This is a genomic window from Mesorhizobium carmichaelinearum (assembly GCF_900199455.1).
GTDB lineage: Bacteria > Pseudomonadota > Alphaproteobacteria > Rhizobiales > Rhizobiaceae > Mesorhizobium > Mesorhizobium carmichaelinearum.
This window is the reverse complement of sequence record NZ_FZQR01000049.1, coordinates 1-24,807: the sequence shown is the minus strand read 5'-3', so window position 1 is coordinate 24,807 and position 24,807 is coordinate 1. Positions and strand designations below refer to the sequence as shown.

General features: G+C 57.7%; 17 protein-coding genes and 4 pseudogenes. 19 read left to right on the top strand and 2 right to left on the bottom strand.

The features are described from left to right. Positions 1 to 414: 414 nt before the first annotated feature. Positions 415 to 1,467: pseudogene (locus CKW40_RS46115) on the bottom strand (ISAs1 family transposase); the annotation flags it as partial. Between the two features lie 230 nt (positions 1,468 to 1,697). Between CKW40_RS46115 and CKW40_RS43400 the strand changes: the two are divergent. The 19 genes and pseudogenes from CKW40_RS43400 to CKW40_RS39265 form a co-directional block, all read left to right on the top strand. Continuing rightward, entirely contained in the window at positions 1,698 to 2,009 is a 312-nt protein-coding gene (locus tag CKW40_RS43400) for a hypothetical protein (RefSeq protein WP_143748483.1), read from the top strand. Position 2,010: 1 nt separating this feature from the next. Beyond that, positions 2,011 to 3,339 (top strand): aspartate aminotransferase family protein, encoded by a 1,329-nt coding sequence (locus tag CKW40_RS39360; RefSeq protein WP_095205010.1) that lies wholly within the window; start codon positions 2,011 to 2,013, stop codon positions 3,337 to 3,339. Positions 3,340 to 3,353: 14 nt separating this feature from the next. Next, positions 3,354 to 4,433, top strand: a complete 1,080-nt coding sequence (locus CKW40_RS39355; RefSeq protein WP_095205009.1) for a phosphotransferase — start codon at positions 3,354 to 3,356, stop codon at positions 4,431 to 4,433. A 274-nt stretch (positions 4,434 to 4,707) separates the two neighbouring features. Further along, positions 4,708 to 5,865, top strand: a complete 1,158-nt coding sequence (locus tag CKW40_RS39350; RefSeq protein WP_095205008.1) for a M24 family metallopeptidase — start codon at positions 4,708 to 4,710, stop codon at positions 5,863 to 5,865. 342 nt (positions 5,866 to 6,207) lie between these two features. After that, positions 6,208 to 6,819 (top strand): annotated as a pseudogene (locus CKW40_RS39345) (transposase); the annotation flags it as partial. 515 nt (positions 6,820 to 7,334) lie between these two features. Continuing rightward, positions 7,335 to 8,588: a methylaspartate ammonia-lyase gene (locus CKW40_RS39335; RefSeq protein WP_095205007.1), complete on the top strand. Its 1,254-nt coding sequence runs from the start codon at positions 7,335 to 7,337 to the stop codon at positions 8,586 to 8,588. Between the two features lie 15 nt (positions 8,589 to 8,603). Next, positions 8,604 to 9,755: a CaiB/BaiF CoA transferase family protein gene (locus tag CKW40_RS39330; RefSeq protein WP_095205006.1), complete on the top strand. Its 1,152-nt coding sequence runs from the start codon at positions 8,604 to 8,606 to the stop codon at positions 9,753 to 9,755. A gap of 130 nt (positions 9,756 to 9,885) precedes the next feature. Then, the gene (locus tag CKW40_RS39325) at positions 9,886 to 10,788 is read left to right on the top strand and encodes an HpcH/HpaI aldolase/citrate lyase family protein (RefSeq protein ID WP_280175429.1); all 903 of its coding nucleotides are present in this window, start codon (positions 9,886 to 9,888) and stop codon (positions 10,786 to 10,788) included. Between the two features lie 127 nt (positions 10,789 to 10,915). Then, the gene (locus CKW40_RS39320) at positions 10,916 to 11,842 is read left to right on the top strand and encodes a LysR family transcriptional regulator (RefSeq protein ID WP_095205014.1); all 927 of its coding nucleotides are present in this window, start codon (positions 10,916 to 10,918) and stop codon (positions 11,840 to 11,842) included. 187 nt (positions 11,843 to 12,029) lie between these two features. Further along, on the top strand, positions 12,030 to 13,463 hold the full coding sequence (locus tag CKW40_RS39315; RefSeq protein WP_095205013.1) for an NAD-dependent succinate-semialdehyde dehydrogenase: 1,434 nt from the start codon (positions 12,030 to 12,032) through the stop codon (positions 13,461 to 13,463). Positions 13,464 to 13,469: 6 nt separating this feature from the next. Further along, a complete protein-coding gene (locus CKW40_RS39310; RefSeq protein WP_095205005.1) occupies positions 13,470 to 15,014 on the top strand; it encodes a fumarate hydratase in 1,545 nt (514 codons plus the stop codon). Between the two features lie 485 nt (positions 15,015 to 15,499). Continuing rightward, entirely contained in the window at positions 15,500 to 15,997 is a 498-nt protein-coding gene (locus tag CKW40_RS39305; RefSeq protein ID WP_095205004.1) for an Lrp/AsnC family transcriptional regulator, read from the top strand. A gap of 368 nt (positions 15,998 to 16,365) precedes the next feature. Beyond that, positions 16,366 to 16,854, top strand: a complete 489-nt coding sequence (locus tag CKW40_RS39300; protein ID WP_143748482.1) for a hypothetical protein — start codon at positions 16,366 to 16,368, stop codon at positions 16,852 to 16,854. Between the two features lie 14 nt (positions 16,855 to 16,868). Further along, the gene (locus tag CKW40_RS39295; protein ID WP_095205002.1) at positions 16,869 to 17,303 is read left to right on the top strand and encodes a hypothetical protein; all 435 of its coding nucleotides are present in this window, start codon (positions 16,869 to 16,871) and stop codon (positions 17,301 to 17,303) included. Between the two features lie 369 nt (positions 17,304 to 17,672). Then, on the top strand, positions 17,673 to 20,648 hold the full coding sequence (locus tag CKW40_RS39290; RefSeq protein ID WP_095205012.1) for a TrlF family AAA-like ATPase: 2,976 nt from the start codon (positions 17,673 to 17,675) through the stop codon (positions 20,646 to 20,648). Positions 20,649 to 20,658: 10 nt separating this feature from the next. Next, the gene (locus CKW40_RS45030) at positions 20,659 to 20,997 is read left to right on the top strand and encodes a hypothetical protein (RefSeq protein ID WP_244571480.1); all 339 of its coding nucleotides are present in this window, start codon (positions 20,659 to 20,661) and stop codon (positions 20,995 to 20,997) included. Then, complete coding sequence (locus CKW40_RS45025; protein WP_342202970.1) at positions 20,906 to 21,337, top strand: TauD/TfdA family dioxygenase; 432 nt, start codon at positions 20,906 to 20,908, stop codon at positions 21,335 to 21,337. The genes CKW40_RS45030 and CKW40_RS45025 overlap by 92 nt, the downstream gene beginning before the upstream one ends. A gap of 795 nt (positions 21,338 to 22,132) precedes the next feature. After that, positions 22,133 to 23,539, top strand: coding sequence for an aminotransferase (locus tag CKW40_RS39275; RefSeq protein ID WP_095205000.1), 1,407 nt, complete (start codon positions 22,133 to 22,135; stop codon positions 23,537 to 23,539). 624 nt (positions 23,540 to 24,163) lie between these two features. After that, positions 24,164 to 24,428: pseudogene (locus tag CKW40_RS39265) on the top strand (transposase); the annotation flags it as partial. A 7-nt stretch (positions 24,429 to 24,435) separates the two neighbouring features. Here the strand turns inward: CKW40_RS39265 and CKW40_RS39260 are convergent. After that, positions 24,436 to 24,677: pseudogene (locus CKW40_RS39260) on the bottom strand (IS110 family RNA-guided transposase); the annotation flags it as partial. Positions 24,678 to 24,807 lie beyond the last annotated feature (130 nt).

Sequence of the window (24,807 nt, the reverse complement as noted above, 5' to 3'; positions counted from 1 at the left end):
GCACTGGGCAACATCACGCCGAGCGAATTCGCCATGAAAATGGCACTGGAAAAACAGGCCGCATGAGGCCAGAAATGAAACCCCGGACTCTCCACTGAGCTGGAGCAAAGATGGGTCTCAGGTCAATGGCAGTCAGGGATGACGTTCAGGTGCCGCGCCGGTTTGAGCAATTTACCTAGCGCCGGCCAGTTGCAAACGAACAATTCGAAACTCTGGTAGTGTCGAACGGTGCAATACAGCGCTGCGTCGGCTCTCGGTGCCTACACAAAAAAATCGCTGCGACGGATCCTGCAGATTACACCAGTATCTTCTACATGATTAACAGTGTAGCAGTCGACGCCATCGAGAGCGGTCGCGTCGCCGAAGCGGTCGAAAACTGGTAGCCGGAATTGGACGACTGATTTGGTTTAATAAGGCGAGGTAGCCGCTGCTCGATCTGGCTTCTTTTCGCCTTAGCTTGATGGAGCGTTTGTCGGCGACGGTCTGACGTGGTTGAGGGCGATGTGGCGAACGATATCGGTGTTTTGGGCACCGTAGCCCTTTCGCAGCCGGTAGAGGTCGTTGTTGTAGATGATGTTGTGGGGTCCAGTGGAGGGCGTTCATGATCAGCCAATTTGGCCGCACCGCTTGAGCGGCGCTCCTCCAGTTCGGTGCGGGTACGGACGCGGATGATGTTAACGGCGGCGAATAGCCGCAACTCACCGGCAAAGCGGCGCCGACCATCGAGCCACCGGTCTCGTGACTGACGGTGGCGGTGCGCCTCTCGATGCGGCCATGCGTCTTGTCGAGGTCGACGAAGCAGTCAAGTCTGGTCGCGGATGCACCCTTGAAATAGCCGCCCACTTCGATGCGCATCGTCGGCTGGTTGCTCTTGACGGCCAGCGGTAGTCGGCGCCCGTATCGTTGATGGTGTTGGCGATGGTGGCATTGATAGCGATGGCAGTCTATCGAGATGCGCGCGCCCCAAGGCCGCCGTTTTCCGCCAGCTCGCTTGAAAAGTACAGGATGGCAATGTCTCGCTGCTCTTATACTTACGTTTTCCTAACCGAGCACCAGGCGTGCGCCGGTGGCGAAGGCTGAGATCAGATGCAAGTCGTGGCTGCGCCGCGAAGTCTTGACGTAGATGGCCACGAAGTCAGGCGTGTCTGGCCAAGTCCCGCGTACCCATGCGGTAAAGGCGGCTGCAATAGGCTCGGATTGTTACGATTCATGAGCATGGTCAGCCAGCGGCGCCCGGCACTCAGTGATGGCAGGAGAGGTAGTGACGCCGAAAAGAAAGGAGCGCCTCGCCGCTAGCGCAATGGCGTCATAGTCGTTGCAGTCGCAGATCGTCCCGCAGACTACGGTAACAGGACTCCCGGCAAGGAGTGGGCTACCCGCCAGGCCCACGCGGATCTTCGATCCTCTAAAGTGATCGAGCAGCGCCTTCAGGCACGGCTTCTCAAAACCTTGGACGGCAACAGTCATCAACACAGGCGCTCCGAAATCGCGGGAGCACCCACGTAGCTCGTTAACCCGAGTTCGCCGCCCTTTCTCACGATGGGGTGTGCTTGAACCCGCAACTAACAACTAACCTCAAGTAGCCTTGCCCCAAGGAGCGGGGCATCGCCGGGGACAGACAGTTGTCGGGTAGTATCCGCAGCGCGCTGGCGAAACGGGGTCAGCGCATTGCGGCCGACCCGCGCCGTGCTTGACGCATGCTCGCACTGATCCAATTATCGCCTCGCTTGTTGTCATCTCGTCGCGAGAAGACAACAATCTGTAAACTGAATTGGACTGCGGCGGCCGATGGCTGTCTATTCCTGATCGAAGGCATGGATTTGATTGCAGCCTACAGGGCACTTCGAATGAACGAATGTTTTTTTGCAGCAGTTGGCGTAACGATCGCAACATCTCGCGTCGAGGCTGAACCTGCCAATCTTATGCGAAGCGTTGCTCTGATTCACCAGATAGCAGTGGACTCGACGAAAACTCCGGCGGTTTTCTTCGATCGTCCGCTGCCACGCTGAGATGAGCTCGCGCAACCCCAAGCAGATCGATGCGATTGGTGTCAGCGATCTGCCAGAACGACTCCAGGACATCATCCGACGCCGTGGCGCGGTGCTCGGTCCTGGCTACCAATTTTCCGAGACGATTCCGGTGGAGTTTGTCTCGGGATTTGGTGCCCACTTGATAGACATCGACGGCAATGATTATCTCGATGCGTTTAACAACGTTCAAGGCGTCGGCCACGCCCACAGGCACGTTGCGGATGCCGTTTCCCGCCAGATTGCCACAGTCAACACTGATACTCGCTACCCCCAGGAAGCGCTGGTCGCCTATGCTGAGCGGCTACTTGCAACTTTCCCAGTTGAGCTGTCGAAGCTAAGCTTGCCCTGCACTGGATCTGAAGCGAATGACCTAGCAATTCGGGTCGCGAGGTTCCATACGGGCGGCGAGGGTATCATAGTTACGCGTTGGGCGTTTCACGGTCGCACGCGCGAGGTCGCCAGTTTTTCTCCAATGTTAGGGGCAGGATCCCCGCTCGGACCAAACGTCCGACTCATTTCCGCTCCTGACCCCAGGCACTGCGAACCCGGCCAATCCCTCGAGAATTATATGCGGGATCAAGTGCGTTCCGCGATTTTTGATCTCGAACGGCACGGATACCGGCTAGCAGCCTTGATTGCCGATTCCGCTTTCACCTCCGACGGCATTTTTACTCACCCTGTGGGATTCATGCAGGCAATGGTCGATGAGGTCCATGCCGCTGGCGGCCTCCACATTGCTGACGAGGTTCAATCGGGGTTCGCTCAGCTCGGGGATTCGATGTGGGGGTTCAGTCGGCACGGCGTGGTTCCCGATATCGTCACAATAGGCAAGGCGATTGGGAACGGTTTTCCCATCTCGGGCGTTGCTTTCCGCCCGGAGGTCTCTGATGAATTCGGACGGAAAGTCAGCTACTTCAACACACTGGGCGGACGATCGCTTTCCATAGCCGCGGCGTCCGCAGTGCTCGATGTGTTCGAGCAGGAGAATGTGCGTGAACGCGTTGCCGTGAACGGAGCAGCCTTGCTGGCAGGGCTTGAAACGCTGACACGGGATTCTCCATATGTAGCGGAGATCCGAGGAAGCGGGCTGTACCTTGGTGTCGAGATCGTCAAGGACAGAGAGACACTCGAGCCTGATCCCATTCGTTGCGAAAGCATCATCAAGAACCTTCGGGACCGTCGAGTTCTGATCAGCCGGACCGGCTCCGCAGGCAACGTGTTGAAAGTTCGTCCTCCAGTCGCCTTCACCGCTGCCGATGTGTCTCGATTCCTTGAGACCTTTGCCATCGTAGCAAAACAGCGGCTCTAGAGGACTCTAGCAACATGAACAAATTATCTGACGCAATGCTGCAACGGCTCCTGGCGGAGAGTAGCCTGCTCTCATCAAGCCAATCTATCGACCCCTTGTTTTTGAATAACATGCTTGAAAGGCACTACGGGCTCAGCGGACGGGTTGAACGATTGGGCAGTGAAAAGGGCCATACGTTCAGGTTCAAAACCGGCGTGAATGAATACCTCGTAAAGGTGTCACCGTCCGACGAGCCTGAACAAGTTACGGCGTTGCAGATTGCAGCGATGCGTTATCTTGATGACGCCGCTCACGCCCTGCCGATCCAGCGGATCAAGCCCACCCTTGAGCGAAGGGATAGCGTTCCAATCGACTTGGGGGATGACACGTGTCGCACACTTAGCGTCTTCTGTTTTGTCGAAGGCCTGTTATGGGAACAAATGGATGCTAACGTCGAGCAGTTGACCAAGGTGGGAGACATGCTCGGGCGAGTAAACATTGCGCTGCGATTATTCGGGCATCCAGCTGCCGAGCGCAGCTTAGTTTACGACATTAGGCACTTCCCCCATTGGGCGGGACTTGTTGATTACGCGCCAGACCCCAGGCACCGATTGCTGGCTCAACGGGTCTTCAGGCTTTTTGAAGAAGTCGTTCTGCCGAGGCTGACAAGTCTTGAAATGCAAGTGATCCATGGTGACTACGCTCCCAACAATGTCGTGGTGGATTCGCATAGCGATGTCTTCGTTACCGCCATCCTTGACTTTGGTGACACTGTCCATAGCGCGGTGATCTTCGATCCTGCCAATACGGTCGCGCACCTGATCGGTCGCTCTCAGGATAACCCTTGGGAGGATGCCTTTGCCTTTGTCGCCGGGTACGAGCATAGCCGGCCGATAAACCAGTCAGAACTCCCACTTTTGCCAGTTGCGGCTCTCGCGCGGCTCACCATGCTGGCGTTGATCAGGTATTGGAAGGCGGAGCGCGCACCTGACCAGAGCGATGAGCTACTGGCTAGTGCCGAGTATTACTGGGCGAACCTAGAGCGGGCCATGGGCGTACCACTGGATGACGTGATCGCGCGATTCCGCTACCGCGCCGGTGATCCTGGTGCTTGAGCCCAGCGATAGGAAGTAGGTGGCGCTTGACGGAACGTTGTCCCCACCACCATACAATCGAGTACATCGGCGATCGTATGCGATTCCAGATGATTAGTCCCGGTATCCGTGAACGCCAGAGATCGGGAATTCTTCTTTGGACGCCAGATTGCATCTGGGAGCGCATATTGGTTAGCCGACTCATGTCCGTGGCCGTCGAGTACGGAACGTAGCCCCAGGGGGCGTATCTCTTCCCTCAATTTGACCGACTACAACCAACGATAAGGAGTTATCTATGACTACGGCCGAATCGATTCCCTTCACCGGCGCACCGTTCCCAAAATCAGAGTACGAACGACGGCAGAACAAGGTGCTTGAAACAGTTGCCCAAGCCGAGCTCGATGCACTTGTAGTCACTGCCCATGGTCATCTTCAGTATCTCGGTGGATACGATGGAATGGGGGCGTATTTCATGCCGTTTCCGTTGATTCTCGTGCCGGGAAGGGCTCCAATATATGTAGTCCGGGAATACGAGTTCACTGGCGTTCGCGCGGAGAGCTGCATTGATGAGTTGGTTGGTTATACAGAGCAGACAGATTTTGCCAAAGTGTGTGCCGACGTCCTGCGTCGGTTGGGATTGGCAGGCAAGAAGGTAGGTTTCGAGCTGGGCTGCTGGGGCCTCGCTCCGGCAGATGTATATGCGCTTCAGACGCTTCTTCCCGAAATGAAAATTGCCGATGCCTCTCGTCTGGTCTCATCAGTTATGGCCGTGAAGAACGAGTTGGAGATTAATGCAATGCGTCATGCGATGGCCGCGACCGACGTGGCCGTGCGTGCATTTCAGCGGTCTCTGAGTGCCGGCATATCCGAAGCTGAAATGGCGGTGGCCATCCAGAGTGAGGTTACCAAGTCCGGCGGCGAGGACGTTAGGCTTGTCTCAGTCGGATTTGGCGAGAGGACGAAGCTACCGCACACGAAGCTGACACGCCATCCAATGGGTAACAACGAACCCGCGATGGTTGAAGTCGGGGGCATTAAGCAGGGGTATGCCGGGCCTCTGGTTCGCGGTGCCGTGCTTGGCAAGCATGCTGAGACCGAGACCTTGCATGCTTTGGCGGAGGAGGCACTTGAAGCCGCCATCGCTGCAATCAAGCCAGGTGTAACGGCGGGAGAGGTGGACGCGGCGGCCCGCAGGGTGATCGAGCGATCTGTTAGACCCAAAGCTCTTAATCATCGGGTTGGATACCAGACCGGGTCCCCATGGGGCGAACGCGGCAATATCAGCCTGGAGCCCGGCGCACTGGACGTTCTTCAGGCCAATATGACCGTCCATATGCCCATCATTCTCCTTGGGGAAGGTCGTTACTTATTTGGCTGCAGCGAGACTGTCTTGGTGACGGAGCGCGGAGCGGAAATACTTAGCGGTACACCACACACACTCTATCGCGCGTGATGCGTCGCAGCGACCAAAATCGTCTTTTCACTCTTTTCATGAGGTATGCCGTAAGCTTGGCATCTCTGATGCAACGTTCTAACTCATTTGTTTCTTCCACGAAGAGTGTCCCGCTAGGCGTGCAGTACTGTCGTGATGCGGCGTAGCGACACGGGGCATTGGGGGGGCATTGGGGGCATTGTGGGAGTAGCAGGTCCCGCCAGGTGGTGTAGCTCGGCGGTTACGCAGCCGCTCGCGAGCGCGCCGTCCTTGGCGCTGTAGCGAGTGAGCGGCGTGTCGGTGGTCATCGGCGCTTTCTGGTAGGGTTTGGTTTTGAAGCCAACTCATTTCGAAGGACCACCGATGGTCGACAACATGATGAACCTGCGCACGCTCGCGGAGCAAACCCCGGATGCCGATCTGCTGCGGGAGATGACCGGCTCTGCCGCCCAGCGGCTGAAGGAACTGGAGGTGGCGCGGCCACCAAGGCCGCCTATTGCGAGAAGAACCAGCTGCGGCTCGCCCAGCGCAATGGCTACCGCGACCGGGACTGGGAGACGCGGGCCGGCACGGTCGAGCTGCGCATCCCGAAGCTCAGGAAGGGAAGCTACTTCCCGGGTTTCCTTGAACCTCGCAGCGTCGCCAAGAAGGCGCTGACCGCCGTCATCCGGGGAGCTTATGTGCAAGGCATCTCTACCCGGTCGGTTGACGATCTGGTCAAGGCAATGGGGATGAGCGGCATCACCAAGAGCCAGGTCTCGCGGCTGTGCGAGGAAATCGACGACATGGTGAAAGCCTTCCTCGAGTGGCCGATCGAGGACGATTGGCCCTACCTGTGGATCGACGCCACCTACCTGAAGGTCCGCCACGCTGGGCGGATCGTCTCGGCAGCCGCCATCATTGCCGTCGGGCGTCAACGCGGACGGCCGGCGAAAGGTCCGGGGCATGAACATTGGCACCTTGGAGGCCGAGCCGATCTGTTGTGGCAGCAAGTCGGGTTCCATTCCTTCGATGCGCCGACGCAACTTGACGACCCTGATGCTTCCCTTTGCGGCCACCGGACCGAACTCACCGAGTAATTCCCGAACTGCATTGATCGATGCCGTTCGTTGACGCACCAGCAAGGATCGGGACCAAATGCATAGCAAGACTAGGCTACTGCTCGCGCGTCTTGACCGGCACGAACCACATGTTCGGTCTTGTGACCCTTCGCAGATCGCCTCGGCGTCGGCCGCATCTGTCTTGTTCCGTTTGACCTACGGTTAGACGTATGAGGACCGGATCAGCGAGCGAAGCAGACATATTGTAGTGCAAAAGACAAAAGAGGCGACGGCGGTCCTAAAAATAGGCACTGGCCATCTCAAAACACGATGACACTGCCCGGAACATTATATTGGCGGACCCAATGCCAACTGGCACATACTTCGTAGGTAACGGAACCAACCGCATCCGCCCGTCAACGCCGTCCGACAGAAATCGAGCGAACTGAAGTGCAGATCAAAGACGTGCTCCTCGCGCCAGGAAACGGCGCCTTTTTCTACGACGATCAGGCAGCCATAAGAGCCGGTGCCTTGCAGGACGGTTTTGTCTATGTGGGCGAACCCGTCACGCCCGACTTCAAATCCATTCGCGTTCCGGCATCTTCGCTGAGTGTCGGGCTTGTCCTTGTCGACGACACCGTCGTTTGGGGCGATATGATGAGCGTTCAGTATTCTGGTGCCGGTGGCCGCGATGTTTTGTTTGAAACTACTCATATTTCGGACCTGACGTCGCGGATTGTGGTGCCTCGGCTTTTTGATGTCGATGTGTCTCGTTACCTTGATGCTTGCGCCAAAGTTTTCGAGCCCATCGGACACAAGCGGTTACCGCTCGCGATCGAGTACGGCGTCAGCCAGGCGCTTCTACGCGCAGCAGCCCACCTTCAACGTACGACAATGGCAGAGATTGTATGCAGTGAATTTAACTTGCCGCTGCCAACGCGCAGAGTCCCGATCTACTGCCAGAGCGGCGATGCTCGCGAAACCAACGTCGACAAGATGATTCTGAAGGACGTGGATGTGCTTCCCCACGGCCTGATCAACTCACGGCAGAAATTTGGCGTCGACGGCCAGACCTTCATTGAGTTCGTAAAGTGGGTTTCAACGCGTACGCGCGAAATCGGCCGTCCGGGCTATCATCCAGTGCTGCATTTCGATGTGTACAGCTGGATCGGCCAGGAAATCGGCCTGGACCCGAAACGGATCGCCGACTTTATCTGCAGGGTCGCCGAGACCGTTCCTGGTTTCGCGCTCAACATCGAGGCTCCGGCGGATTTTGGTTCGACGCAAGCTCAAATTGAGAACTATGCCAAGATCGTATCGATTTTGGACAAGCGGGGTTCCAGGGCGCGCATTGTCGTTGATGAGAGATGCAATACGCTTGAGGATATCCGGCACTTTGCCGAAGCGAAGGCTGCACATCTGGTCCAAATCAAGACTCCAGACGTCGGCTCAATTGCCGATACAGCGCGGGCCGTTCTCATCTGCAAGGAAAACAAGGTCGGAGCGTATATCGGGGGGAGCTGTACCGAGACAGATCTTTCCGCCCAGGCTTCTGTCCACATAGCGGTGGCGACCCAGGTCGACATGATGCTTGCAAAACCTGGAATGGGTGTCGACGAGGCATTCTCAATTGTTGGGAACGAACAAAACCGGTTGCTGGCGATGCTGAACCGTCGCCGGACTAAAAACGAAATCATTGGATGAAAAGCACAGTGTCGCATGCAGAACTCTCTTGAAGGGATCACCGTCGTCGCGGTGGAGCAGGCCGTGGCTGCGCCTTACGCATCGTCGCGCCTTGCGGATGCCGGCGCACGTGTCATCAAGGTCGAACGGCCCGAAGGCGACTTTGCCCGCAACTACGACCAGCTGGTGCGGGGACAGAGCGCTTACTTCGTCTGGCTCAACCGGGGTAAGGAGTCAGTCTGTCTGGACCTGAGGTCGGAAGCGGACCGCGCCGTCCTGGGCACGCTCATTGCCGCTGCCGACGTCTTTATCCAGAATCTGAAGCCGGGCAGCATCGAAAAACTGGGTTTCGGGTCTGCGGATCTCCGTCGACGAAATCCCCGGCTGATCACCTGCGACATCTCTGGTTTCGGGGAGGAAGGGCCTTACTCCCACCTAAAGGCTTATGATCTCATCGTCCAGGCCGAAACAGGTTTATGCGCGATTACCGGCACCCAACAAGGGCCTGCGCGTGTCGGGGTCTCGGTTTGCGACATCTCGGCGGGCATGACAGCGCATAGCGGGATTCTCCAGGCGCTCTATCACCGCGAGGTCACCGGCGAAGGGACAAGCATTCAGGTGTCACTGTTCGATGCCGTCGCCGACTGGATGAACGTTCCCGTTCTGCAACACGACTACAGCGACTATCACACGGTACGCGCGGGCGTGAAACATCCGTCGCTGGCGCCATATGGTGCATATCGTTGCGCCGATGGCAAGGACGTCATCTTTTCGGTTCAGAATGACCGCGAATGGGTAAATTTCTGCGAGCAATTCCTCAAGCGACCCGAGCTCACACGCGCACCTGGTTTTGCCGACAACATGGAGCGCCTTGGTCATCGTGCGCAACTTGATGAGATCATTGAACAGCGCTTTTCCGAACTATCCTGCCACGAAGCAATGCACGAGCTCGAGGCGGCCGGTCTGGCATATGGCCGACTGAACGAGGTGGCGGATGTTTCAAGGCATCCGCACATTCGCAGGGTGCAGGTTGGCACACCCGAAGGAACTGTCGAGACGATAGCGCCGGCCGCAATTTTCAACTCTGAGCGACCCTCGTTGCGACCAGTTCCGGCTCTTGGCGCTCACACCGAGGCTATCCGCGACGAGGTTCTGGGGCTTTTGCGCGAAAGAGCCGCGTCAGCGTGAGCGCGCGTCTGAGTAAGGTGAGACTGCTCGCGGTTTACGAAGAGCCTGTTTACCTCGGATCACTGAGTCATCGGCCGACCAGCAAGCTAGCCGCTGCCGGCCTCGCTAAAGTCGACCGCAGAGGCGACCTATGATTAAGGATACCCTCCCGGCCGTTGAAGGCGCGATGTCTGTACCCCGTTGGAGATCCCTACTCTTCGTGCCCGCTCACGTTCCACGCTTTGTGGAGACGGCCCATGAGCGGGGTGCGGATGGAGTCATTCTCGATCTGGAGGACTCCGTTCCCCAGGATCAGAAGCGCGAGGTCCGCCGGGAGCTGGCTGACTCCGTGGCAAAGGTGAGCCGGAGGGGTGCGTCGGTTTTGGTCCGGGTCAATCGTGGTTTGCGCGCGTTGGCGGCGGATCTCGATGCAGCCGTCATAGCGGGTGTCGACGCACTGGTTCTTCCGAAGACGGATTCCGCTGAGTGGGTTATAGAGATCGCGAATGCGGTTTCGGAACTTGAGCGAGAACGAAATCTTCCGCCAGGACGCATTCGGTTCCTTGCCCAGATCGAGACCCCGGGCGCCTTGCAAAGGCTCGCGGCCATTGCGTCGGCCCATCCTAGGATGGTTGCAATGGCGCTGGGTCCTGAAGACTTCAGCGCCGCTGTCGGCGGCGCTCCGGAATTCGACCTTCTGTTGGCGCCGAACCTTTCCGTTCTGTTCGCTGCCCGTGCGGCTGGGTTGCTTCCTCTAGGCTTCATCGGAAGCATCGGCGAATTTTCCGACACTGAAAAACTTCGGGAAGTGGCGACGCATGCACGGCGGCTTGGCTTTGCCGGAGCTTTGGCGATCCATCCAACACAGGTGGCCATATTCAATGAGGCTTTCTCGCCAAGCGCACAGGAGCTCGAGTGGGCCCATCGTGTTGTCGCGGCGGAAGACGATGCCACCACGCGTGGCCTGTCTGCATTCTCATTGGACGGTAAGATGGTTGATCCGCCAGTGGTTCGGCGCGCCCGCGAGATCCTGGCTCTCGCTAGCAACAACTGAGCATTAATCGGCATCCAGACGGCCGGTTTTCGAGCCATGATTTGACAGTTTTGTGACTTGTCTGCCATCTCGTTTCGAGATAGATATGAAGACACTGGGGATTGCGCCTCGGTTGGGTTTGTTCATCGTGGACATCAGGCAGCTAAGATACTTTGTCGGCGTCGTCGAAGCAGGTAGCTTCACGAAGGCAGCTTCGATCCTCAACGTTGCTCAAAGCGCTCTAAGCTTGCATGTGCGTCAGCTTGAGGAAGCATTTGGTATCCAACTGCTGGTCCGCGACAGGACTGGTGTTAGTGTCACCGCGTCCGGCGCAAGATTGCTTGAGCGCGGTCGGAGCATCCTTAGGGAAATTCAACTCACTGAGACGGAACTGACCAACACGGTGGCTTCTCCTTCTGGAGAGGTGACCATTGGCATTCCGTCCGGAGCTGCTCGCGTCCTTAGCGGTCCACTGCTTGAATCGGTAAGAAGCGAATTGCCGAGGATCTCGCTTAAGATGATCGAGGGCATGACGGGACCGCTGGAGGAGTGGATGGCTGCTGGCCGCTTCAATCTGGCAGTCCTGTACCGCACTGCCGAGAGCGTGGGGCGAATGACGGTGCTGGCCCGCGAAGAATTTTGCCTGGTGGTGCCGCCAGGTGAACCGCCTTTCGAAGATTCGATTCCGCTCGCCGACCTGTATGCGTTTCCGCTGGCGGTTCCGATGCGCAACAACAATGTCAGGCGTTCGGTGGCTGATGTCGTTGCGCAACACGGTTGTATGCTTGACGTGAGATTCGAAGTCGACTCCCTTTCAACGATCATCAATATGGTCATGGAAGGAAAAGCGTATTCTATCCTTACCCCGTCGGCCATTCAGAAAGAGGCGTCTCAAGGCCAAGTCCGGACGGTTAAAATCATTGATCCCGTGATCACCCGTTCCGTTGTGCTTGCCGTCAACCCGAAAGATGAGCGGTCTCCGGCCGTTTCTGCGGTCCGCAAGCTGATCCCCAAGGTCGCAAATACTTTGATCGAGAGCAAGCACTGGTCGGCCACGGCCCCGGACCGGGCTTAAACACATCCCAACCAGTTTCAGTGCTATCGCTCCTCCGCGGCTGTATCATCTGTATTCGAGATGGTTTTGGTCGATATTCCATATTTGACCGGGCGTGACCATCTCGATGAAACTGCAGAGAGGCGAGCCTTGGTCCGGATATCGGCTGGTCTCGAATTGGCAGGAATTCACTCAAGCGGAGCATGCGATGTCCAACGCCCCGAGCTATCAGCTTTTCATCAACGGCAGGTGGCGAGACAGTAGCGACGGAACCACTCTGCCGGTTACCAGCCCGGCGACAGAGAAAGTGTTTGCCTCGGTGGCGGCGGCTTCAGCGTCGGACCTTGATGAGGCCCTTGCTTCGGCAGAGCGCAGCCGCCGGGCTTGGTCCTCACGGCCTGCCAAAGAGCGCGGCGAGATCCTTGTTGCGGCAGCCAGGACCCTTGCCACCAAGGTGAAAGACGCAGCGAAGGATTTGTCGACCGAACAGGGAAAGACGATTGCCGAAGCGACCGGTGAATACGCGCGCGCTGTTGAAACATTGGAGTGGAACGGCACGCACGCCGAAGAGCTGTCGGCCCCTATTCCGATGGGCCCGAACCGGATGATCGTCCCCGAGCCCCTTGGCGTCGTTGCCGCCTTTACGCCTTGGAACTATCCCGCCGTGCTCATCGCCCGCAAGCTCGCCCCTGCTTTGGCGGCGGGCTGCCCGGTGATCCTCAAAGGAGCTGAAGAGACACCAAGCGCTGCCGTTCATTTCGTCGAAGCCTTGCGACAAGCGGGTATTCCGGACGGCGTGGTCAATCTCGTCTTTGGTGTGCCTGTGCAAATATCCCGGCATCTCCTCAGTTCGCCGATCGTCAAGGTGCTAACTTTCACGGGCTCTACCGAGGTTGGAAAACAGCTCGCCAAGCTCGCCGCGAATAACTTGCAGCGGTGCATCCTCGAACTCGGTGGACATTCCCCGGTCGTTATATGTGAGGATGCTGACCTGGCAACGGCCATACCGGCAATTTCGGAATACAAGTTCGAGTGCGCGGGCCAGAGCTGCAATGCCCCTAGCAGGATCCTCGTCGCGCGGCCTCTCTATGAGGAGTTCCTTTCCAGGATGACGGAAGCCGCTCGCAAGATCAAGATCGGCCCACCCGACAACCCGGCGACAGAGATGGGCCCAATGGCAAACGCCCGGCGAATCGAGGCAATGCAGCGTCTGGTCCAGGATGCTGTCGATCGCGGCGCCCGCATCGAAACTGGCGGCACACGCCTCGACCAGCCGGGCTTTTACTGGCCGCCCACAATTCTGACAGGCGTGCCAAAGGATGCAAAAGTGCTTCATGACGAGCCGTTCGGGCCGATCCTCACCGTGGCGCCGTTCGACACGATCGAGGAGGCGATCGAAGAAGCCAACGCCACTGAGTATGGCCTGGCTGCCTACTTCTTCACCGGCGCCACCGATGCGAAACGGACCCTGATCGGCGGTCTTTCGGCAGGCGCGATCAGTGTAAATTACCTGAAAGGGGTTTCTGCAGATGCGCCATATGGGGGCGTCAAACAAAGCGGCTATGGATATGAGGGCGGCGAGCAGGGATTGCGGAGCTTCCAAAGCCTGAAACTGGTCAACGGGCTCGGGTCATTGGGATGAGAATTCGTGGATAAAAAAACTCGGACCATTGCCGGCAAGGATATTACAAAGAGCGTCGCCGACGCCCTTCAGTATATCTCGTACTACCATCCCCCCGACTACATCCGATACCTTTCGCAGGCATACGCGCGCGAGCAGAGTCCGTCGGCTAAGAACGCCATCGGTCAGATTTTGTTGAACTCCCGCATGGCGGCCTTCGGACGGCGCCCGATCTGCCAGGATACCGGTCTCGTGGTGGTCTTTGCAAAGGTTGGCATGGGCGTCCGCATCAAATCAACGGCCAGTTTCGCTGACCTGGTGAATGAGGGCGTCCGCCGAGCCTATCTCGACCCCGACAATCCCCTTCGCCCATCGATCGTCTCGGATCCGCTTGCCGCACGATTGAACACCCGCGACAACACGCCGGCAGTCGTCCACGTCGACCTTGTGCAAGGCAACCAGATTGAAATCACCATCGCCGCAAAAGGGGGCGGATCGGAAAACAAGGCGCGTTTCACCACCCTTAACCCCAGCGCGTCCGTTGCCGACTGGGTGGTCGACACTGTTTCGACCCTGGGCAGCGGATGGTGCCCCCCCGGCCTGATCTCGGTCGGCATCGGTGGTAGCGCTGAAAAGGCGATGCTACTGGCCAAGGAGGCAATGAACGAGCCTATCGACATGTCGGAGCTGATCGCCAGGGGGCCGTCATGCGCGGAGGACGCACTGCGGATTGAGCTTTATGAACGCATTAACGCGCTCGGTATCGGAGCCCAGGGTCTCGGGGGGCTGACGACAGTTGTTGACGTCAAGGTTGCAGCCTATCCTACACATGCGGCGTCAAAGCCTGTAGCGCTCATTCCGCAATGCGCCGCCAACCGACACCTTAAGTTTACTTTGGACGGCACAGGACCGGTACAACTCCAACCGCCCGACCATTCCGAATGGCCCCAGATCGGTCATGAGGATTTGCACGCAACTGGCGTCCGGCGGGTCAATCTCAATGCGGTCACAAAAGAAGAGACGGCATCGTGGCGCTGCGGTGAAACCCTACTTTTGTCCGGAAAGATGCTGACGGGCCGAGACGCTGCCCACCAGCGAATGGTCGACCTGATCGATGCCGGCAAGCCGCTTCCGATCGATCTGCGGGGACGCGTGATCTATTACGTCGGACCCGTCCGCGCAGTCAGGGATGAGGTGGTCGGGCCGGCTGGCCCGACAACGTCCAGCCGGATGGACGGTTTTACTGACAAGATCCTCGCCGAAACCGGACTTTTCGCTATGGTCGGTAAGGCGGAGAGGGGACCGGCGGCGATCGAGTCGATTGTCAGACACAAGGCGCCCTATCTCATCGCAGTGGGTGGCGCTGCGTACTTGATTTCAAAATCGATCAAGGCGGCGCGGCTGGTGGCGTTCGAAGACCTCGGTATGGAAGCGATCTTTGAATTCGAGGTGCAGGACATGCCGGTCATCATGGCTGTCGATGTTGAGGGAAACTCAATTCACAATTCCGGGCCTCTTGAGTGGCGCAAGCGCATGGCGGCCGACAGCATTGCCCGCAGCATCGGCGTTTGAGTTTCCCGGCTGCGAGATCCGGCGAGTCTTCCGCGCCCGGATTTTGGGCGCAACGGTCACGCAAGCGGTATTGTGGTTCAGCTCCTCGGCGAGCGAGACAAGAAAGGCCTTCAAGTCGCTCTCGATGCCAAATCCTCGGAACCAACCACTGCATCGACCTGCCGCCTATACGATCGACGCTCGGGTGCTTTCGAGGGTGCCAATCAAGTGAAGCACCGGAGATACCAAAAAATGCGCTATCTATTTACGACGAGGTCGCCGCCGACAGACGATCACCCCTCTCCAAATGCCCGGTTAGGGGAGGGGCGATCGCCCAACTTTTCTACAGCCTTTCTTTCTGCTTGGATCGCTCTCAGTGACCCGACTTTCGACAACCTCGCACTGACCGAGGACGGATGACGCCCACTACATTCCTAACTTCAATCAATGATAGAATTGGTTGGCACTAATTTGCGCTGTCGACCACCGCTTGAGAGCAAAAGGTCATGAAGTCGAAACCCGATCCTGCGCGACTAGACGCTTGGGACGTCCGGATTCTCTCAGAGATCCAGTCAAATGGTCGGATTTCGAAGAGCGAACTAGCAAAGCGTGTTCATCTTTCGGCGTCGGCCTGTTCGGAGCGGCTCCGTGTGCTCGAAGCCGAAGGGATCATTGAGGGGTTCTATGCGCGACTCAGTCCAGCCCTCATCGGTGGCATCATCTCCATAATGGTGGAGGTGGTTCTGGATCGCCATCGTCTCGAGGATCAGCGGCACTTCGAGACTGCGATCCACGAGATTCCGGAAATCCTGGACTGCTGGGCCATCGGGGGGCGGATCGACTATTTGATGCGCGTTTCATCTCCTTCCATGGCTGCGTATCAGGATTTCATGGAGGGATTGCTGCAGGCAGGCTTGGGTATCGATCAATACTACAGCCTTGTCGTGACGAAACCGGTGAAATCCAATTCACCAATCCCCTTGTCCGCTCTGAGGCAACGGTAAATCCTCGAAGCCCTCGTTTTCACGGCGTTTGATGCCGATTCCGAGAATTCGTCGGCGAAAGACGTGCATTCCCGCGAAATTTGAGAGGCGTTTCTGATATAGAGAGGCGGCTGGCCGGGTCTTCTCCCTGAATTCGCGAGACGGGAGACGATGCGCTTGGGCAATCTGGGAACAGAGCAACTACGAGAGAAGGATCGAAGCTTCCGGCTGTCAAAGAGAAGTATAAATTCAAAATTGAAAACGAAATTTACGAATAATCCAGAAAAACGAGATCTCGCCCCTCGTAATCTCCCACCGTTCCTATGATCGGTGTACATTTACGTGTGCAAAAAGGTTTACTTCAACGCTCCATATGGAAGGGTTCTCGGATGACTTCTAATATCTCGAAAGCGGCCTGCATCTTGATAGGCTCACTTGCATGTGCAGCAATTTTGCATCCGGTATCGGGTTTTGCTGAAGAGGCCTGTATAGGGTCGGTGGCTGCTCCGCCAAAAATATCCGGCATGTATATCGACAATTTTGACGGGTGGCAGGCGGTGGGCAAACAAGCGTGGGTGGGCTACGCTGCAGGCGACCAGATGATTTTCGATATCTGTAGCGTCGACAACACGAAAAACTTTTTGATCGCTCACAATAGTGCAGACAATCAGTATAATCCCGGAAAATACAGTCGGTTTGAGTGGTTTGGCTCTAACGGTCAGTTATTTTACTGCCAGCAGGTCTTTGATGCGGCGTCAGCTGCAGACGCAGCCGACTTCACCAAAACAAAGGCCGCCGACTCGTCAGATGCAAACGACAAAGGCTGTGGCCAAGCCGGTCAATTTCCTTGGTCGCAGCTTATTCTCATCGCGCGTTGATACAGTGGAATTCAATGGCAGACCAATACGCGGTATTCTTCGACGAAAATGTTCAGCTGGGTGACACCCCGTCGACGGAATTTTTCCCCCATGCAAAATATGCGGGCCTTGAATTGCACCTGCCCATCCGGCCCTCTCTGAATGAAACCGACACCGGTGACGTGCAGCTAAGGTTGGAGACCTCCCTAATTGAAACTTGGGAGGACTGGCAAAAACACACGGTCAATATTGATGACCAGTTGGTGGGTTACATAGGTGACCCAAATGACGGACAGCGTAGGTCAGAGACATTTATTTTGACTGTTAGCAAGCAGACCTTCGACGCCATCGCCGGAGGTTACTATACGCTTTCAATTATTTGCGGTTCCGCCAAACCGGGTTTAATCGACGATTTTGAACTCAGAAAAATTGCGGTGGCTGGCGCGAACATAAAGCTTGGATGGAGCTGAATCACTAGCGGGCAAGGGATAGCGGTCGGCGACTATTCTTGTGGCTGGGCCTTGGTTCCTGTGGGTGGCAGCCTCCACATCAGCGTCAAGGGTGCCTCGGCCCCCGCTGCGCGGCTTCTGGCTTGACACCGCGGTGGAGCCCGCCATTGGGCTTGGGTTAAGGGCAAATGGATAGGCATCGGCAGATTGCCGCTACCGCCTGCGGTATTATCGACTGCGCAACGGCCGTGGTGGCCGATGTTGTGGCGATCGAGGTGGGGAGGTCAATGACGACCTTACTGGGTACGCGCAAGGCTTATTCATTAAGTAATGTTCGGGGTGCAGGAGTAAACTACAGTGCAGGGTGGTGACGACAAGAAAACAGAAACGTTGATCAGTCGCGGTTCAGAATGGCATCGTTGGGAGCCGCACATTCATGGGCCTGGCACCATTCTCAATAACCAATTCGGAGCCACCGATCCCTGGAATTTCTATCTGGCGACGCTCGAAAGCCTGACACCCAAAATCGAGGCAATCGCCGTTACCGATTATTATGTCACCGACACCTACGAGCAATTCCTCAAACACAAAGGTGCTGGCAGGTTGCCGGGTGTAAAGCTGATCTTCGCGAACATCGAGTTGCGCCTCGATGTGGCGGCAAAGTCTGGCTTCGTGAACATCCATCTCTTGGTCAGCCCCGAAGATCCGCACCATGTCGATGAGGTCAAGCGCATCCTCAAGCGCTTGCAATTTGGCGCGCACAACGATCGTTACGATTGCTCACGCGAAGAGCTTATCAAGCTTGGAAAGCGTGCCGACCCGACAATCATCGATGACGGCGCAGCTCTTCGGCATGGTGCGACGCAGGTTAAGGTCAATTTTGATCTGCTTAGAACCGTGTTTCAAGAAAGTGAATGGGCGAAGACAAACATACTGATCGCCGTTGCAGGCGGCGCCGGTGACGGTACTTCGGGTCTCCGACAGGCTGCCGACACTACTGTGCGCGAGGAAATTGAGAAATTTGCGCACATCATTTTCTCCAGCAGCCCAGCACAGCGAGAATTCTGGCTCGGCCAGCGCGGCGTGACCGTCCAGCAACTGCGTGCGCGCTACGATGGCTGTAAGCCCTGTCTCCACGGGAGCGACTCACACGATCAGAAATCGGTTGGCCAGCCAGTCGATAATCGCTTTTCATGGATTAAAGGCGCTTTGGAATTCGATGCTCTCCGCCAAGCCTGCATCGACCCAGAGGGTCGCGCCTTCGTCGGCGAGCAACCGCCTCGATCGGCAATGCCGTCGCAGGTCATCTCGCACGTCGTTATCGACGGCGCGGATTGGGCCACCACACCTTCTATCCCCCTCAACCCGGGCCTTGTAGCCATTATCGGGGCGCGGGGATCTGGCAAGACGGCCTTGGCAGATGTCATTGCGGCAGGCTGCGATGCGATTGCGCCCTCCGGCTGGAACGCTGACGAGAATATCAGTCCGTCCTTCTTGGCACGGGCGCGCAGGCTGATCGGAGGCGCGACGACGACGCTCACCTGGGGCGGCGGCGCCGAGGTTAGTCGCTCGCTCAACGGCAGCGACGCCAACGGCCATATCTCCTTTCCACGCGCCCGCTATCTCTCCCAGCAGTTCGTTGAAGAGCTTTGCTCGGCTAAGGGTGTCTCCGATGGTCTTGTGGACGAGATCGAGCGCGTGATCTTCGAGTCCCATTCACAAGAAGATCGTGACTGGGCAACCGACTTCGCCGACCTGCGCGACCAGCAGACTGCACGTTTTCAACAAGCACGCAGTCGTGAAGCTGGGGCGATCTCGGACGTCTCAGAACGCATCGCCGGGGAGTTCGAGAAGGAAACCCTTGTCGCCACATTATCTATGCAGGTCGCGCAGAAAACGAAACTAATCGCGGACTACACGGCCGATCGGGCGAAGCTCGTCGTCAAAGGAACCGAAGCGCAGGTTGCCCGCCACACCCAGCTTAGCGCCGTGGCTCAGAATCTTCGGAACAGGATCCAAACCCTCGGAAATCAACGCCGTGCCTTCGTAGCCCTGCAGGACGAGGCCCGTAGTATGCGCGCCACTGGCGCACCGGAAATGCTCCGCCAAACCCAGGCGCGACATGCCAACAGCTTCCTGGACGCTAAGCAGTGGGACGACTTCCTGTTAACTTACAAGGGCAATGTCGATCAGAGCTTGGTAGCTTACATCGCGTGGGCGGATGGCGAGGTGCGAAAGCTGAACGGCGTTCCACCGCCGCCTGGCGATCCGAACGTCGCGCTGATCGCCGACAATGCTGATCTCTCGGCACTTACGCTCGCTCCGATCGTTGCTGAAATGACCCGCCTTGGGGCTCTGTTCAGCGCTGACAAACTGGTCCGGGATCAATACACCGCGTTGACTGGCCGCATCACCCAGGAGAGTTCTGCGCTTCAGGCCCTGGACACCCGGCTTACGGATGCACGTGGGGCCGCAGCTCGCCGGAAGGAGCTTCAGAACGAGCGCGATGACACCTACGGACGGGTTTTCGAAGCGATCATCAACGAACAGAACGCACTTGCCGGTCTCTACGCACCGCTAATGGCGAGGCTTGTAGCCTCATCAGGTACGCTTAAGAAACTCCGCTTCTCGGTACGCAGAATCGCTGACGTTGACGCATGGGGTTCAGTAGCGGAGGAAGAGCTCCTCGACAGACGCAAGGCCGGCCCCTTCTATGGCCGCCGCTCGCTCATTACTGCCGCAACGGAGGCTCTCAAATCCGCGTGGGAAACGGGCTCGGCGGCGGAGGTTCAGGCTGCAATGACGGCCTTCATTGGAAAATACATCAATGACCTTCTCGCTCACGCCCCTTTTGCACCCACGCAACAAGCCGAGTTTCGCGCCTGGTCGAAGCAATTCGCTCACTGGCTTTTCGCGACCGACCACATCACCGTTAGGTATGAGATCTCCTATGACGGCGTCGACATCCGGAAGCTTTCGCCTGGCACCAGGGGCATCGTCCTTTTACTGCTCTACCTGGCGCTCGACGATTCAGATGATCGCCCGCTGGTCATCGACCAACCCGAGGAAAACCTCGATCCAAAGTCCGTATTCGACGAGCTGGTGGCGCTGTTCATTGCGGCTAAATCGAAGCGCCAAGTCATCATTGTCACGCATAACGCCAATCTGGTCATCAACACCGACGCCGACCAGATCATTGTAGCCGAGGCTGGCCCGCACCCGTCGGGCGGCCTTCCGCCGATCAGCTACGTGGCGGGTGGGCTGGAAAATGCGGACATTCGCAAAGCCGTGTGCGATATCCTAGAGGGCGGTGAGGCGGCGTTTCGCGAGCGCGCACGACGGCTTCGTGTTCGTCTTGACCGGTAGCAGCGCAACGATGATCACGAAAAACACAGCTGTCACCGTTTTGGAGCTATTCCTGACGACGCTGGCCGAAAGCGGTTGGGCTCATCAGATCGCAGGATCCGCGGAGGCCGAAGCTATCGTCCGCCAAAACGGCTTTATGGGCGATCTTCTCGGCAAGCGCGTTGCGGGCCGAGGCGGCGCGCTGGAGGAGTTCGTCCGACCTCAAACTCCCGACCGCGCACACCCTAGATCCTTGAGCGCGCTATGGGCTGAACACGTTGCCGTTCCACACAGAACTGAGCCACCGACCAAAACCCTGCCGCTATCTCCTTCTCAGATGCATCGAGCCCTGGATCGCCCCGCGCGGTGACGATGCTCCTCGATTGGCGAACCATCGGCTTTTTGAGCTTCACCTTCTCGAAGGCGCTCCGATCCTGGTGCGAACCGGCCGGCGCTCTTTCTACTCGACCATTCTGTCGCCCGATCGCGTCTTTCTCCGATACGATCCTGGCTGTCTTGAAGCCGTCGATGAGCGAGGACAGGCAGCTCTGAGACTGATGGAGCGTCGGTTGGCCGGCGGCTCCCCGGAAGTCCACCATTGGCACCAAGGCGATATCTTAGTTATCGACAACTGGCGCGTTCTGCACGGACGTGGCCCGACATCAACAGATCAGCGCCTCACAATGATAGCCCAACAACAGAAGGCTTGAGCGCAACAGAAAAATCAATGGGGCGGAGACGCCTCATACTGCCCATCCTGCGCTTCACCGATCGGGTCGCCCGATGCCTGTGCGAGCGCCGAAGGATCGAGGCCATCAACAAGCCGTCTCCAGTCAATCCGCAGAAGGGACCGAACCTCCCCAAGCCAGTTACACTTCGCATATGAATAACTTTCCCCGGACAGCCCTGCAGTCGACGAGGAGACTGCGGACGGCTTCTCGAATATGCTTCCTTGCCCGCGGGAACCAGCAATCCGAACGCCTTCATGATGCTGCGGATCTGATATGATTTGAGAGTTCGGTTGTAATCCTGACCAGCCTAGTGCGTGCCGCCACGAGCGGGCTCATCGGCATATGCCCGAACATATTCCGGCGACACGAAGAATGCATCGCACAGATTCTGCTGGACTCCCGGATGGCGGCCTTCGGACGGCGCATCTCGTACTACCATGCCCCCGACTCTATGCGGTACCTTTCGCAGACATACGGACGAACAAAACCCGGCGGCGCCCGCATTAAATCAATGGCCAGTTTCGCTGACCTCGTGGATGGTCGGGCAGATCTCGACCAGCTTGTCGTAACGAACAATTCGCCGATCCTCATTTCCGCACCAAGGGCGATGGCAAACTCCCGAAGCCTTGGTTTTCACGGCGTTTGATGCCGATTTCGAGAATTCGTCGGCAAAAGACGTGGATTCCCGCGAAATTCGTGAGGTGTTTGCCGGTATGCTAGTTGATAGGGAGGCGGCTGAGTGTCCTCCGGCGACTGATCGCGAGGAGAGGAACGATGAGCTTGAGCAATCTGGGAACCGAGCAACTCCGGGAGAAGGATCGAAACTTCGTCTTTCATCCGTCTACGCACTTAGCCAAGCACAGCCGCGGCGAGACGCCAAATCGCATCATGGCGAGAGCGGAAGGCGTCTACATCTGGGATACTGAAGGCCGAAAAAGCCTCGACGGTTTTGGCGGGCTCTATTGCGTCAATATGGGGTATGGCTGCACTGAGATAGCCGACGCCATTGCCCGGCAAGCACACGAGTTGCCGTTCGCCCATGTCTACGCCAGCCAGGGCACGGAGCAGGTTGCTCTCCTGGCGGAGGCGGTCGTCGAATATTTCGGCCAGAACATGCGAAGGGTCTATTTCGGTCTTTCCGGTTCCGACGCCAACGAAACCAACATCAAGCTGGTGTGGTACTACAATAACATTCTCGGCCGCCCTGAAAAGAAGAAGATCATCTCGCGACATCGCGGTTATCACGGTTCCGGGCTGGTCACCGGTAGCCTGACGGGCCTTCCGTTTTTTCACAAGTTTTTCGACCTGCCTTTGAGCCTGGTGCGCCATACAACGACGCCACATTACTATCGCCAGGCGCATGAGGGCGAAACTGAGGAAGCCTTCTCCAAGCGCTGTGCCGACGAACTTGAAACCCTTATTCTTGCTGAGGGCCCAGATACGGTTGCAGCCTTTATCGGAGAACCGGCACTTGGGACCGGCGGCATCGTTCCGCCTCCAAAGGGGTACTGGACGGCCATTCAAGAGGTTCTGGATAAGTACGATATCCTTCTGATCGCCGACGAAGTGGTTTGCGGTTTCGCGCGAACCGGTGAGAAATTCGGTTCCCACCTCTATGGTATGCGTCCGGATTTCGTCACCATCGCCAAGGGCTTGAGTTCCGCCTACCTCCCCATTTCCGGGTCGATTATCGGCGACCGCGTCTGGTCGGTACTCGAAGAAGGAACGGAGAAGCACGGACCTCTCGGTCATGGCTGGACATATTCCGGTCATACGCTTTGCGCGGCGGCCGCACTTGCCAACATTCAAGTGCTTAAGGAAAGAAACATTCTGGAGCATGTTCGCGATGTCGGGCCCTATTGGCTTTCCCGTATGAAAGCCGAATTGGAGGGACATCCTATTGTCGGCGAAGTTCGCGGCGTCGGAATCCTGTCTGCCGTAGAGCTGATGCGAGATCCCAAAGCGCGCGTACCGTTTGGGCCCGAGCTCCAGGTGGGGGCGCGTGCCGCCGCTGCTCTGCTTGATAATGGGGTCATCGGCCGGGCCATGCCGCATGGCGATATCCTCGGCTTTGCCCCGCCACTGATCATCACCAGGGACGAGGTGGACATCATCGTCGACGCCACCGCGAAATCAGTTGACACGACGTTCCGCGCGCTGAAGGCCGAAGGCGCGGTATAATCTTTGCTGGCGCCCACCAGCATTTCTTTGCCGCGCGCTGTCCGGTCCTCCCATTTGACCGCAGCCTTTGGGCGGCGAGCCCTGCCGGCGCACCTCCCCGCCGGCAGGGCGCATTTTTGAGACGTTGCAAGTCCACCCGGACTTGCCACCCGCAAGCAAGTCGCCGAAGATCCAAGGACAGACATGCAACCTGTCTTCGAAAGATTTCTGGAACGGCTTTGGGACAGCGTCGATGAGGTCGATTTCCGCAACGCTCTCGGCGAAGTGGCCTCACAATTCGACCTGCTCGCCTTCGCCTACCTCTTGCTCCCGCCGCGGTCGTGTCCCATACGTTGCGACCTGTTTTCACATGTTTGTTCGACGAAAACTGTCCGCTGCCCGGAGCGTCGATGGAGTGCCTTTGACGGCGCGCGAATAGGAGTGCGCGCAATGGGTAGCACGTGGCAAGTCGGCCTGGGAGACGGGCTTCATTCTCGGCATCACACTAGCGCACCGCCGCGTTTCATCTCGATAACGCCCGCAGGAAGCTCGGTGTAAAGACCAGAAGCCAGTTGGTTGCGCTTCTCATCGATTCGAAATCCTCGCATCGCTGATATTCCTTGTGCAACCGCACAGGCAGCCGCCAACGTAGGTGCCTATCTTGGCCTGACACCGCGACGAAAACAGTCCGGTGAAATGGACATCAACGGTCGCGTCTCACGCTGGGGAGATCGGCTATTGCGAACTTATCTATCTGAAGCGGCCAGCGTGCTCATGCACCGGACGAAGAAGTGGTCGACGCTGAAGGCCTGGGGCGTTCGTCTGTCGAAGCGGATTGGCATGAAGAAGGCGAAGTGGCGGTGGCGCGCAAGATCGCCGTTCTCCTCACTGCCTTTGGGGCGACGGCACCAGCTTGCCTGCCTTTCCGCGCTTTTCACGTTCACCTCACAATACCAGCCGACGCGAACCAATTCGGCGAGGCCGCGGGCATCGCTCTCGCCGCTTTTGTTCATCCGCACCGAAAGAGCCGCCTTCGCATGCCGGGCATCAATGCAGACGACCGGCAACCCGACCCTTGTGAGCTCGTGCCAGAGCCACCGGACATGGCGCCCGTCTCGAATCCGATGCGCTCGGCGTGAGGGGCGCGTTTGCGCAGCAACTCATACCAAAGGATCTGACGGCTGACTCTCTTGGGATTTCGGAATGAGCGGATCCGTGATTCGATTGCGCGAGGAGGATTCGCGCCATGGGCTCAGCGATCAAGATGCGGACGGATTATTCGGCAGCCG